We start from the raw sequence: 12,618 nt of genomic DNA on the forward strand, positions 1-12,618 counted from the left end.
TAAGCAGAGCGCGCTCCCTCACGACGACTTCCTGATCTTGAAGCTCGCGAGATAATCGTCGGGCTTGGCCGGATCGAACGTCTTGCCCATCACCGAGAACGATTTGGACGAGGTGGTCGGCGGCGCGAGGCCCATCTCGGCCATCACCTTGCCCGTATCGGTCGCGAGATAGACTTGCTCGGCGACCGCCTTGTAGTCGACGTCGCCCTTGATCTGGCCCCAGCGTTTCATCTGGGTCAGCATCCAGACCGCAAAGGACTGCCAGGGGAACGGATCGAAATCGACGCGCTTGGCATCCGTCTTCACGCCGCCGAGCCCGTCCGCATAGGTGCCGGTCAGCACCTGCTCCAGCACCGTCACCGGCGCGTTGATGTAGTTCGCCGGTGCGATCGCCTCCGCGATCTGCTTGCGGTTCTCAGGCTTGGCCGCATAGCCGGTCGCATCCACGATCGCGCGCGTCAGCGCCGCAAACGAGTTCGGCGAGGTCGTGATGAATTCCTTGCTCGCAGCAAAACTGCAGCAGGGATGGCCGTCCCAGATCTCCTTGGACAGGATGTGCAGGAAACCGACGCCGTCATAGATCGCACGCTGGCAGATATTGTCGGGCGCGAGGAAGCCGTCGATATTGTCGGCGCGCAAATTGGCGACCATTTCCGGCGGCGGCACCGAGCGCAGCTGCACGTCGGTATCGGGATCGAGGCCGTGCTCGGCCAGATAATAGCGCAGCAGATAGTTGTGCATGGAATAGTCGAAGGGAATGGCGAACTTCATGCCCTTCCAGTCCTTCGGGTCGCGCTTGTCCTTGTGCTTCATCGCCAGCGTGATGCCCTGCCCGTTGATGTTCTCGATCGCAGGCACCGCGAAGGGAATCGCATTGGCGCCTAAGCCTAGCGAGATCGCGATCGGCATCGGCGCCAGCATGTGCGAGGCGTCGTATTCCTTGTTGATGGTCTTGTCGCGAATGACGGCCCAGCCGGCGGTCTTCACGACCTCGACATTCAGCCCCTGCTTGGCATAGAAGCCGAGCGGCGCGGCCATGATGATCGGCGTCGCGCAGGTGATCGGGATGAAGCCGACCTTGAGGTCCTTCTTCTCCGGCGGCCCACCGGCGGCGAAGAGATCGGTCGCGGTCTTCAGCGGGAAGAATTGCGAGAGCGCGGCGAGCGCAGTGGAGGCGCCGACCGATTTCAGGAAGGCGCGGCGCGCCGCATCCCTGGGGAATACCGCGCGCATCACGGCGGACGCGACGACGCCTTCGTAGCGCTTCTCCTCACTCGGCGCAGGCGCAATCGGCTCGCAACGCATCATGCGTTCGGCGTGATCATGCTCGGCTGCGGAGCGATGCTGGCCGCAGACGCAGCGCGTCAGCGCGCGGTCGGAATCGAAGGGATCGTCGAAGGTGGACATGCTGCGCCCCATTGTCACACCGAGCCGCGACGAACGGGTTCGTTCGCCGCGATCCGGCCCATTTCATCGCCGTCCGGTTGCTTTTTGCGCAGCCGGACGGTGCAAAGCATGCACGTTCTATGCCGCTTTGCCTGTTACGACGGCAGCGGTCGGCAGACCTTCGTCGATCGGCAGCGACGGATCGCGCGACCATTCGTTCCAGGAGCCGAAATACATCCGCACATCCTTCACGCCGGCATTCTTCAGCGCCAGGAAGGTGTTCGAGGCGCGCGCGCCCTTGAAGCAATAGAGATAGACCGGCGTCGACTGCGAGATGCCGACGGTGGCGCATTCCGCCAGAATCTCGTCCTTCGACTTGAAGCGCGGGCCTTCGGCGGTCGGCTTCATCATGCGGTACCATTCCAGCCACACCGCGCCGGGGATGCGGCCCTTGCGCGGGCAGAAGTCCTTCCCATAAGGCGAGGAGCTGTCGCCGATCCACTCGTCGACATCGCGCACGTCGAGGATCGCGATGCCGGGCTTGTCGAGCGCCGACAGCATGGTCTTGGCGTCGATCAGGATGTCGCCCGCCTCAGGCACGACCGCGAACGCGGCCTTGATCGGCACCGGCACGTCGGTAGTGGTCGGAAGGTCCGCCGCCTTCCACGCATCGTAGCCGCCATGCAGCACCTTCACCTTGGGATAGCCGAGCATGGTCAGGAGATAATAGCCGCGACAGGATTGGCCGAAGCCGGAGTTCATCGACTGCTCGTAGATCACGGCCGTCTCCTTGCCGGAGAGACCGGCGCCGCCGAACGCATCGGCGAATTTGGTCTTCAGCTCGTGCATGCCCTCGGGCGTCGAGGTCGCCAGATAGGTGAAGATGTCATGCACATTGACGGCGCCGGGCAGATGACCGGCCGCATAGGCATCCGGATTGCGCGTGTCGATGACGACACACGGCTCTTTCTTGACGAGCTCGGCAAGTTCGCCGGCAGTGATCAGAACGTCCGTCATGGCTCTCTCCTGTTTGTGGTTGCAGTCTGGGTGGACCCGTGTTGCCTCACGATGGCTCCGCCAGCATCTTGCGAAGCTGCTTGGTGGCGGGCGTGACGATGGCAACGAAATAGGCTTCGCGAAGCCGGCGCTGGGCGCGGTGGCTCTTCAGATAGCCGCGCGCGCCGCAATGGAGCATCGCCGCATGCGCGGCCGCGACGCTGGCGTCGCCGATGCGCAGGCGCAGCGCGACCACGCGGCGCCAGAATGCGTCGTCGGTGTTGTAGGGATCGCGCGCGAGCGCCATCGCCTCCTTCTCGAACTCGGCATGCAGCTCGCGGAACTGCGTCGGCTGCTGCGGCAGATAGCGGTTGACGTGGCCGAGCGGCGCATGGACCTCGTCCATGATGTTGATGCAGTCCTTGATCAGGCCAAGCCCCATGCCGGCCTGCAGCAGGATGAAGCCGGCGCGGATCTTCTTGACGAACGGTCCCGCCTGCTCGGCCAGGATCAGCTCATCCGGCACGAAGACATCGCGAAATTGCACGCCATAGGTGCCGGTGCCGTCCATCGCCAGGAACGGCTTGCACGGCTGCAGCGTGATCGCGGGATCGGCGCAGTCGGCGAGGAACATCACTATTCCCGGCCCGCCCTTGGCGGTGCCGTCGCCTTCTTCATCCTCGCGCTCGAAGATGGTGCCGAAGAAATGGTCGGGGCCGAGATTGGAGACCCAGGGCAGCGCGCCGCGCACGATGTAGCCGCCGTCAACCTTGCGCCCCTTCAGCTTCAACCGCTCGATGCCGAAGAAACTCTTCATCGGATTGGAGAGCCCGGTACCGCCGAGCACGCGGCCGCTGGCAAAACTGTCACCGACGCGCGCGGCGAGCTTCATGTTGGTGGAGTTGGCGGCGTACCAGACCAGCGTGTTCTGGCACCAGGCCATGAAGGCGGTGGCGCCGCAGACCTCGCCGAGCGCGGCCATCGACTGGATGGCACAGCGCAGATCTGCCGGCCCCTCCAGCGGCACATGGCTGCGCCAGGCGCCGACGTCGCCAATCCGGCGCAGGAAGTCGCCGGGATAGACGGAGCCGGCATCGATGGCCGATGCCAGCGGCGCCAGCTCCTGACGGGCCAGTCGTGCGACCTCGTCGACAATGGTCGGTGCGGGACTTGCAGCGTCAACCCGCGATAAAGCCAGTGAACCCATCTTTTGTCTCCGCACCTTGCAATGTCTGGTCAGTTCGTAGGGCGGATTAGCGCAGCGTAATCCGCCTTCAATCTCGGTCCGTCGTGGCGGATTACGCTTCGCTAATCCGCCCTACGGCTGCCCGCGAGATCAGGCGCTGACCTCGAGATTGACGGGACGGGTGAAGGTGTTGGCGACCGGCGACCATTTCTTCACATGCGCCACCAGCGCGTTGATCTCGTCTTGCGGAACGCCCTCGCATTCCATGTCGACCTTGACGCGCACATCGGTGAAGCCGACCGGCTTCTCGCTGACGTCGCCGGTGCCCCACACCGCGGTGATGTTGAGGTCGCCCTCGAGCTCGAGCTCCAGCTTGTTGACGGTCCAGCCGCGGTGCACGGCATTGGCGTGCAGGCCGACCGCAAGGCAGGAGCCGAGGGCTGCGAGCGAAGCTTCCGACGGATTGGGCGCGGTGTCGTCGCCGAGCAGCCCGGGCGGCTCGTCGACGATGTAGGGCGCGAGGTTGCGGATGTAGTTGGCGTGGCGGAACTTGCCCTCGGCCACCGTCTTGCACTTCAAGGTCTTGATGATCTTCGGGTTGGCCTTGCCGTTGGCAATCAGCTGTTCCAACCCGTTCTTGTCGATGGGCGCGAGGCAACCCGTCAGCACGGTTTTTTGAGCGACAGCAGTCATGGTTTTCTCCCTGGAGCCGTGGAAATCGGCAGGATACAGAACGTTCTGTATCCTGCATGAAGCGTGCCAGCCAGCGGCCAAATCAAAAGCCGAATGGCTTGAGCCACTTGGGCTGCCCTGCCTGCGGATTGATCAGCGCGCTTCTGCTCAAAGCCGATGCATCTGCTGCGCAGCAGCGATTATTTTCGGCGCATGAAGATGCGACTTGATGATTGCGCGGCGGTCCGATTTACTGCCGCGCATGGGCAAATCAGGTGTGAAGAAAAAATCCGCCGCAGCGTTCGCCGCCGGCGATGAGGAATCCGCGCGCGGGCGCTTGCTGAACGCGGCGACGCGGCTGTTCTGCAAGAACGGCATCAACGCCACCGGCATCGATGCAATCATCGACGAGGCCGGAACCGCGAAGACCACGCTCTACAAGCTGTTCGGCTCCAAGACCAACCTCGTCCACGCCGTGCTGGAGAGCGAAGGCAAGCAGTGGCGCGAATGGTTCATCGGCGCGATCGAGGCCGGCGGCGGCGACGCGCAGACCAAGCTGTCGCGGATCTTCCCTGCCCTCAAATCATGGTTCGCCGAAGAGCGCTTCTATGGCTGCCCCTTCATCAATGCCGTCGCCGAGCACGACAAGGATTCAAAACAGTTCCGCAACATCGCGCTGAAGCACAAGAAGGTGGTGCTGGCGCATATCGAAAAGCTCGCCGGCGAGATGGGCGCGGCCGAGCCCGCCGTGCTCGCCCATCAACTGGCGCTCTTGATCGACGGCGCCATCGTCGCCGCGATGGTGTCCTGCGATCCCGGCGTCGCCGACACGGCAGCGCTTGCCGCCGGCAATCTGTTCGCGCCGTCGAAGGTGAAGAAGACCAAGCGCGCCGCCGAGCTCGAAGCAGTTTAGCCCCGATCGCCGGACAGGCCCGCGTGGTACTCGTCGAGCGTCGGCGTCAGCATCTCGAAACGATCGCGGATGGTGGAGCAGGTGTTGCCGCCGAGACGCGCGATCGCATCGAGCCTGGCCGGATCGATGCGCATGCGGTCGACGTCGATGACGTCGGCATGGTAATGCGCGAACACGATCTCGCCGAGGATGATCTGGCGCGACTTGCCGACCTCGAGCGTCAGATGGCGCCGGCATTCGAATGACGCCGGCGCCTCCTTGATCCAGGGCGATGCTACTTTCACGCCGGGCATGGCGGTCAGCCCCGCGGCTTTCAGCTCATCCTGCTCGGGCGGGAACGGCGCCGCGCACAGATGCATCGCCTCGGCGATCGCATGCGAGACGATGTTGACGGTGAAGACCTCGGTCAGGCGCACGTTGAGGCCGGTATCCTTGAAGCGCATGTCCGGATGGTTCTCGACGCCCAGCGCCAGGATCGGCGGATCGGCCGACAGGCAGTTGAAGAAGCTGAACGGCGCCGCATTGACGCGGCCCTGCAGATCGACGGTCGTCACCAGCGCGATCGGGCGCGGCACCACGGTACCGATCATCAGCTTGTACTTGTCGCGCGCCGACAGCTCGCGAAAGTCGAAATCGACATTGCAGGGAGAAACATTGTCCTGGGAAGCAGCTTCCATCATTCGCCCTCGATCGCCGGCGCGCCGGCATGCGCCTGCAGAAAGCGCTCTTCCCACCACGAAAACAAGAGATCGCGCAGCGCAGCTGCATCGTCATCACCATAGATGTCGGTCCGTTTGACCGCATGGAACGCCGCGAATTCCTCGGCCGACAGCGCCACCGGCAGCTCGGTGATGCGGATCGGCGTATTGGGGAACTCCGCTCTGTAGGCGGGATCGCGCCGCAGCGGCCGGTCGGACTTGATGGTCGCGTTACGAAAATCCCGCGGTGTCCGCTGGCTCGCCAAGGTCGGCGTCTTCGGCACCTGCGCGAGATCGGCGTCCGTCGCGGCAAACACCGTGAGCTTGAGCGGCTTGAGCGCAAAATTGCTGGTGCGCATCACGTCGGCGCCGCAGACGTTCGGCACCGCCAGCACATCCATCAGCGCCAGCAGGTCGACATGGTCGCCGGGCTTGGTGGTCTGCCGCGTCATGTAGGCGTGGCCGTCCTGGTCGACGCCGGTGCACATGAACAGGTTGAAGGAATCATGCACGTCGTCGGGCGTCAGCCCGTATTCGCGCTGCGCCTCGGCCTGGATGTCATGGCAATTGGTGTGCACCGAGAAACCGTAGGAGGCCTCATAGACATAGGCGCTGCAGCGGGGAAACAGCACGTCGTTGCGGCCGACCGTGTCTTCGAGGATGTAGAGCATCGCCCGCTCGCGCGGCGGTGCCGACCACATGAAGGTGCCCTTGGTCGGATGGAAGCCGTGCACCGTGCGGGTTCGCCCGCAATGCATGAACTCCTTGTAGTCGTGCAGGTTGAAGCAGTTGAAGTCGGCACATTGGCCGCCTTCGACCTGTTCGATGCGCAGGATCTGTCCCTTCAACAGTTCGATCGCCTTGCCGGTGCCGGGTTCGAGGATGTGCTCGAACAGAACGCTGCGCGCGCTCATCGCCTCGCCTCCAGATCGTTCGGCTTCGCTGTCGTCTCGGCCTTGCGCGCCGCGACGTATTCGCGGAGCGCGAGCCGCACCAAAGCGACGCGATCGGGCGCCACCCCGCGCGCGATTGTGCGATCCATCAATTCGAGCTGCTGCTGGTTGAGCTGCAGCCTGATGACCGTATCCGACATCGGTCCTCCTCGGCCCCTCTGGGCATTCTTGTATACAGTTTTCGTCTGCGGAGCCGCACCGGCTCGACGCATTCACATGCAAATATCCCGGGTTTTGCGGCAGATCGAGCGCAAACTTTGGGCGCCCTGCTGCCGAATCTTCGCGCCAGTCGACTATTTATTCCTCATCACGTGTACAGATCGAAGTGATATCGTATACGAGATTTCGCCGGTCAACCCAGGCCGGCGACGCATGCGGACCGCCGATGAGCAAGAAATCCACCCGTGTTGCGCTGGCCTGCCAGGCGCTGCGGCAGGCCATCATCGAACAGGCGCTGCCGCCCGGCACCAAGCTGCCGGAGGACGAGCTCGGCCTCCGCTTCGGCATGAGCCGGACGCTGGTCCGCGAGGCGCTGGCCCAATTGCAGTCGGAGGGGCTGGTCGATGCGCCGCCGCGGCGGACCGCGACCACGGCGAAGCCGACGCTCGATCAGGCCCGCGAGATCTTCGAGACCCGCCGCATGCTGGAGCGCGAGGTGGTGCGGCTCGTGATCGCGCGCTGGCGCCCGCAATTCGGCGCCGATCTCGAAGGCCATGTCCGCGCCGAGGAGACCGCGCGGCAAGCGGGCGAGGCCCGCGTCTCGATCCGCCTTGCCGGTGAATTCCACACCAGGCTCGGCGAGATGGCCGGCAACTCGCTGCTGCGCCGCTATCTCTCGGAAGTCGTGTCGCGCTGCTCGCTGATCCTCGCGCTCTACGGCCGGCCGCATTCGGCCGATTGCGCCGTCAACGAGCATCGCGAGATCGTCGCAGCGTTGCGCGCCGGCAATGCGGAGACCGCGATCAGGATCATGGATCATCACATCGGCTCGGTCGAGGCGCGCGCGCTCTTGGATCAGGGCCGCGACGCCGGCTTCGATCTCGGCACGGTGCTGTCGCGCTATGCGAGCGGACTCGATGAGCCCGGCTCCGCGAAGGTCGCAAGGATTCCCAAAGCGAAAGCGAAGGGGAAACGATGATCGCATCGAACCCGCTTTAAGCGGCGCGCCTGATCTGACTTCAAGTTTTGTTCGGACCCAATGCCGCCAGCGGCCACGCTGCGGCCAACGACGGAGTATTGCCTGTGACCAAACCTTCCTCGCTGATCAAGCCTGCCCTCTCCCGCCGCGCGTTCCTCGGTGGCGCTGCCGCCGCCCCCTTCGTGCTCTCCGGTCTCGGCTCACCGGCGCATGCCGCCGACCTCACCATCGGCATCATCTATGTCGGCTCGCGCGCCGACTACGGCTGGAACCAGGCCCATGCGGTCGCGGCGAAAGCGTTGAAGGCGGTGCCGGGCGTCAAGGTCGTCGAGGAAGAGAACGTGCCTGAAACGGCCGCCGTGCAGAAGACGATGGAATCGATGATCAACATCGACGGCGCCACCCTGCTGTTTCCGACCTCGTTCGGCTACTTCAACCCGTTCACGGTGGATGCCGCGAAGAAATTTCCCAAGATCGAATTCCGTCATCCGACCACGCTGTGGCAGGCCGACAAGCATCCCGCCAATCTCGGCGGCTATTTCTGCTACCTCGACCAGGGCCATTATGTGAACGGCATCGCCGCAGGCCTGTCGACCAAGTCGAACAAGATCGGCTACATCGCCGCCAAGCCGATCCCGCTGGTGCTGCGCAACGTGAACTCGTTCATGCTCGGCGCCCGCAAGGTCAATCCCAACGCGACGGTGCAGTTGATCGTGACGGGCGACTGGGCCTTGCCGGTGCGCGAGGCGGAAGCCGCGAATGCGCTGGTGGATGCGGGCTGCGACATCATCGCCTGCCACATCGACAGCCCGAAGGTCGTGATCGAGACTGCCGAGAAGCGCGGCGTCAAGAGCTGCGGCCACAATGCCAACCAGGCCGACCTCGCGCCGAAAGGATTCATCACCGGCGCCGAGCTGAAATGGGAAACGGTCTACAAGAGTTTTGCCGGCATGATCGCCAAGGGCGAGAAGCTGCCGAACATGGTGATCGGCGGCTACGACAAGGACATGGTGGCAAGCTCGGCTTTCGGCGCCGGCTGCAGCGAAGCCGGCCGCAACGCCGCGATGGCCGCCATCGCCGACCTCAAGGCCGGCAAGCCGATCTTCACCGGCACGGTCAAGAGCAACGCCGGCAAGGTGATCACCGACAAGGATACCGGCCTCTACGATCCCTCGCTCGAAAGCACCGACTATCTGGTCGAGGGCGTTGTCGGGGCGGTGTGACGTCCGGTTCGACGCGGAGCGGCCGCGTTACGGCCGCTCCGGCGCGATCAGGCTCATCACCTGGCCATCGAAGGCCACCACGCCGAGCGCGTTGCAGATCTCAGGCACCAGCTTGCGTGTGCTGGCGCGATGCGAGGTCGAGATCGTCCAGCAAAGGTCCGGCTCTGCACCGATGCGGAATTCGTACCAGCCATCCTCGCCATCCAGCGCGCCGAACCAACCGCCGTCGTCCTCTCGCCGCCAGGCAATGTCGGGACACAGCGCGGTCAGCCCGGCGACAACCACGGCCGGCTCCTGCAGGACGAGCGTGTCCTCGCCGAGATCGTCGATCGCGGGCACGGCGCCCTTCGGTTTGAACATCATGAAGCCGTAGGTCATGAAAACTCACCTCGCCGATATCACCGCGCGCGATATCGCAGCGCCTCGATCAGGAGCGAGAAAGCCGGCGTCGGCTGGCGCCGGCTCGGATAGTAGAGATGATAGCCTGAAAACGGCGGGCACCAGTCCGCGAGCACGCGGACCAATTGTCCTTTGGCGATGTAGGGCTGCGCGTGGCTTTCCGTCAGGTACGCAAGCCCGAGGCCCTTGAGCGCGCCGGCGAGCAAGAGACCTGCGCTGTTGAAGACGAGTTGGCCTTCGACGCGGACATTGAGTTCGCGCCCGTTCTTCTCGAACTCCCAGGCGTAGAGGCTGCCGCCATGGGTCGGCAGACGCAGGTTGAGGCAATTGTGGTTGGTCAGCTCCTGCGGCGTCTTCGGCCGCTTGCGCTCAGTGAAATAGGATGGCGAGCCGACGACAGCCATACGCAGATCAGGACTGACGCGCACCGCGATCATGTCCTTCGCCACGAGCTCGCCCGGGCGAATCCCGGCATCGACCTGCTGGGCGACGATGTTGGTGAGCCCGTAGTCGATGATCACCTCGACATGGACATCGGGATATTTCGGCAGGATCTTCGCTAGCGCCGGCAACAGTATCTCGCCGGCGGCGTACTCTGTCGCGGTCAACCTGATCGTTCCGGCCGGCTTTTCACGGAGCTCGCCGAGCGCCGCGAGCTCTGCGTCCATCTCGCTGAACCTCGGACCGATGCTCAGGAACAGCCGCTCTCCGGCCTGGGTCGGCGTGACGCTCCGCGTCGTGCGGTTCAGCAGCCTGACGCCGATCCGCTCCTCCAGGTTTCGGATGATCTGGCTGAGCGCGGATTGCGTCATGCCGAGCTTCGCCGCCGCACGCGTGAAGCTGCGTTCGCGCGCCACCGCGAGAAAGGCCAGGAGATCGCTCGCGTCATCCCGCTGCATTGATAAGCCTGCCTAATGACTACATACGAAATCTATCACCTAATCGTCCGCCCTCGGAAGTCCTAGGTTCAGCGCGGCGTCAACGGCAACGCCGTCCCAACCCATGGAACCCGCATGTCGGCAACAGCCATTGAGAATCCCGTTGCAGCCCCTCGCCTCACAGCGACGCTGCTGCCGATCATGGCGATCGTGTTCGTCGCCTTCCTCGTGATCGGCGTGGCGATGCCCGTGCTTCCGCTCCATGTGCACGACGGCTTGGGGCTTGGACCCTTCGTGGTGGGCCTCGTCGCTGGCAGTCAGTTCGCGGCCTCGCTGATCTCGCGGCCGTGGGCGGGCCACTATTCGGACGCACGCGGGGCGAAGCGTGCCGTCATCCTCGGCCTGCTGGCCGCAGCGGCATCCGGCCTGTTGTATCTACTGTCGCTCGGCTTCAGCGGCGCTCCGCTGATCTCGGTCGCGATCCTCCTGCTCGGGCGTGGCCTGCTCGGCGGCGCCGAGAGCTTCATCATCACGGCGGCCGTGAGCTGGGGGCTGGCGCTCGCCGATACCGGTAGCACCGGCAAGGTGATCGCCTGGATGGGCTCGGCGATGTTCGCAGCCTTCGCCATCGGCGCACCGGCCGGCTCCGCGCTCTACGCGGCCTACGGCTTTGCCGCCGTTGCCATCGCCACTGCCGTGGCGCCTCTGGCCGCACTGCTGTTCGTGGTGCGCCTTCCCGCGGTCGCACCCATTCAGCACGCCCGCGCGTCATTTGCCGACGTCGTCGGTGCCGTATGGATACCCGGCCTCGGCTCGGCGCTCGGCAGCGTCGGATTCGGCGCGGTGACGACTTTCGCAGCCCTGCTGTTCACGAGCCGCGGATGGGCCAACGGATGGCTCGCCTACTCGGCCTATGCCGTGGCCTTCATTCTGGCCCGGGTCTTCTTCAGTCATCTCGTCGACAAGATCGGCGGCGCAAAGGTCGCGCTCGTCTTTGCACTGGTCGAAACCGTCGGCCAGGTGCTGCTCTGGATGGCCGTTCAGCCGGAGACGGCGCTGGCGGGGGCCGCACTCACCGGCTTCGGCTTCTCGCTGGTCTATCCCGGCTTCGGCGTCGAAGCGGTGCGCCGCGTACCGGCGCAGAGCCGCGGCCTCGCCATGGGTGCCTACACCGCCTTTCTCGATCTTGCCCAGGGGCTCGCAAGCCCCGCGCTCGGCCTGGTCGCGACCGGCGCGCGGCTGCATGTCGTGTTTCTCACCAGTGCCATCACCGTGCTCGGCGCTGCGGTCGTCGCGTCGTGGCTGATGGCCCACCCAACAACTGCCGAAGGATCACCGCAATGAAACGCCTCGCAGCAACCCTGGTTTCGTTCAGCCTGATCGCCGGCGGCGCGTCCGCCGCGGAGCGGACCATTACCGAAGGAGCCAATCGCATGCCGACATCTGCAGACATCCGCGCCGTCGCGCCCGCGCTGGAGACTTACGCGCAGCAGGTCATTCGCGGCGACCTCTGGAACCGCCCCGGCCTGTCGCCGCGCGACCGCAGCGTCGTCACTGTCGCCGCCCTCATCGCCCGCGATCAGACCGTCGAGCTTCCGCACTATCTCGCTCTTGCGCTCGACAATGGCGTCAAGCCGGCGGAGGTCTCCGAGATCATCACGCATCTTGCGTTCTACACCGGCTGGGCGAATGCGATGGATGCGATCCCGGCGGCACGTGAGGTCTTCGTGAACCGTAACATCGGCGCCGATCAGCTCCCGCCGGTTGCGGGGCCCAAACTCCCGCTCGATGAGGCCGCGGAAAGGCAGCGGGCGACGCGCGTCGGCGAACAGTTCGGCCAGATCACGCCGCGCCTCGTCAATTACACCACCGACGTGCTGTTCCGCGATCTCTGGCTGCGCCCCGATCTGGCGCCGCGGGACCGCAGTCTGGTCACGGTGAGTGCCCTGATCGCGACCGGACAGGTCGCGCAGGTCACCTATCATCTGAACCGCGCGATGGATAACGGGTTGACGAGAGACGAAGCCGGCGAGCTGCTCGGTCATCTCGCCTTCTACGCCGGCTGGCCCAACGCGTTCTCCGCAGCACCCGTGGTCAAGGACGTGATCGAGAAAAGGTCCACCGCGAAATGACCTCGACCTGTTCGCGGCGAACCGCGTTGCGGGCCACGGTTGGC

General features: G+C 64.7%; 14 protein-coding genes. 5 read left to right on the plus strand and 9 right to left on the minus strand.

Annotated elements, in window-relative coordinates:
* Positions 1–18: 18 nt before the first annotated feature.
* From JQ604_RS18305 to JQ604_RS18320, 4 genes are all read right to left on the minus strand, one after another.
* Complete coding sequence (locus JQ604_RS18305) at positions 19–1,407, minus strand: CmpA/NrtA family ABC transporter substrate-binding protein (protein WP_212359122.1); 1,389 nt, start codon at positions 1,405–1,407, stop codon at positions 19–21.
* Between the two features lie 117 nt (positions 1,408–1,524).
* A complete protein-coding gene (locus JQ604_RS18310; protein WP_212359125.1) occupies positions 1,525–2,403 on the minus strand; it encodes a sulfurtransferase in 879 nt (292 codons plus the stop codon).
* Between the two features lie 46 nt (positions 2,404–2,449).
* Positions 2,450–3,589, minus strand: coding sequence for an acyl-CoA dehydrogenase family protein (locus tag JQ604_RS18315; protein ID WP_212359127.1), 1,140 nt, complete (start codon positions 3,587–3,589; stop codon positions 2,450–2,452).
* Between the two features lie 129 nt (positions 3,590–3,718).
* Positions 3,719–4,261, minus strand: a complete 543-nt coding sequence (locus JQ604_RS18320) for an OsmC family protein (protein WP_212359130.1) — start codon at positions 4,259–4,261, stop codon at positions 3,719–3,721.
* A gap of 241 nt (positions 4,262–4,502) precedes the next feature.
* Here JQ604_RS18320 and JQ604_RS18325 point away from each other — a divergent pair, with 241 nt between their 5' ends.
* A complete protein-coding gene (locus JQ604_RS18325; protein ID WP_212359132.1) occupies positions 4,503–5,153 on the plus strand; it encodes a TetR/AcrR family transcriptional regulator in 651 nt (216 codons plus the stop codon).
* Here JQ604_RS18325 and JQ604_RS18330 read toward each other — a convergent pair.
* The 3 genes from JQ604_RS18330 to JQ604_RS18340 are packed head-to-tail and all read right to left on the minus strand — an operon-like array spanning position 5,150 to position 6,944.
* Positions 5,150–5,830 carry a flavin reductase family protein gene (locus JQ604_RS18330; RefSeq protein WP_212359134.1) on the minus strand — a complete coding sequence of 227 codons (681 nt, stop codon included), beginning with the start codon at positions 5,828–5,830 and terminating at the stop codon, positions 5,150–5,152. The two genes, JQ604_RS18325 and JQ604_RS18330, sit on opposite strands and share 4 nt — an antisense overlap.
* A complete protein-coding gene (locus JQ604_RS18335; RefSeq protein ID WP_212359137.1) occupies positions 5,830–6,765 on the minus strand; it encodes a DUF1989 domain-containing protein in 936 nt (311 codons plus the stop codon). Before JQ604_RS18335 ends, JQ604_RS18330 begins: the two co-directional genes overlap by 1 nt.
* On the minus strand, positions 6,762–6,944 hold the full coding sequence (locus tag JQ604_RS18340) for a hypothetical protein (protein WP_212359139.1): 183 nt from the start codon (positions 6,942–6,944) through the stop codon (positions 6,762–6,764). The genes JQ604_RS18335 and JQ604_RS18340 overlap by 4 nt, the downstream gene beginning before the upstream one ends.
* A 245-nt stretch (positions 6,945–7,189) precedes the next feature.
* Here JQ604_RS18340 and JQ604_RS18345 point away from each other — a divergent pair, with 245 nt between their 5' ends.
* Together JQ604_RS18345 and JQ604_RS18350 are read left to right on the plus strand one after the other, a co-directional pair.
* Positions 7,190–7,942 (plus strand): GntR family transcriptional regulator, encoded by a 753-nt coding sequence (locus JQ604_RS18345; protein WP_212359141.1) that lies wholly within the window; start codon positions 7,190–7,192, stop codon positions 7,940–7,942.
* Positions 7,943–8,046: 104 nt separating this feature from the next.
* The gene (locus JQ604_RS18350; protein WP_212359144.1) at positions 8,047–9,165 is read left to right on the plus strand and encodes a BMP family ABC transporter substrate-binding protein; all 1,119 of its coding nucleotides are present in this window, start codon (positions 8,047–8,049) and stop codon (positions 9,163–9,165) included.
* A gap of 27 nt (positions 9,166–9,192) precedes the next feature.
* On the opposite strand, the gene JQ604_RS18355 is transcribed toward JQ604_RS18350, so the two are convergent.
* Both JQ604_RS18355 and JQ604_RS18360 read right to left on the minus strand, forming a co-directional pair.
* Positions 9,193–9,543 (minus strand): hypothetical protein, encoded by a 351-nt coding sequence (locus JQ604_RS18355; RefSeq protein WP_212359146.1) that lies wholly within the window; start codon positions 9,541–9,543, stop codon positions 9,193–9,195.
* Positions 9,544–9,563: 20 nt separating this feature from the next.
* Complete coding sequence (locus tag JQ604_RS18360; protein WP_212359148.1) at positions 9,564–10,463, minus strand: LysR family transcriptional regulator; 900 nt, start codon at positions 10,461–10,463, stop codon at positions 9,564–9,566.
* A 114-nt stretch (positions 10,464–10,577) separates the two neighbouring features.
* Here JQ604_RS18360 and JQ604_RS18365 point away from each other — a divergent pair, with 114 nt between their 5' ends.
* Positions 10,578–11,786 carry an arabinose transporter gene (locus JQ604_RS18365; RefSeq protein ID WP_212359151.1) on the plus strand — a complete coding sequence of 403 codons (1,209 nt, stop codon included), beginning with the start codon at positions 10,578–10,580 and terminating at the stop codon, positions 11,784–11,786.
* A complete protein-coding gene (locus tag JQ604_RS18370) occupies positions 11,783–12,574 on the plus strand; it encodes a carboxymuconolactone decarboxylase family protein (RefSeq protein ID WP_212359153.1) in 792 nt (263 codons plus the stop codon). Before JQ604_RS18365 ends, JQ604_RS18370 begins: the two co-directional genes overlap by 4 nt.
* Positions 12,575–12,618: the final 44 nt, after the last annotated feature.

The organism is Bradyrhizobium jicamae, from assembly GCF_018130695.1.
Lineage (GTDB): Bacteria > Pseudomonadota > Alphaproteobacteria > Rhizobiales > Xanthobacteraceae > Bradyrhizobium > Bradyrhizobium jicamae_B.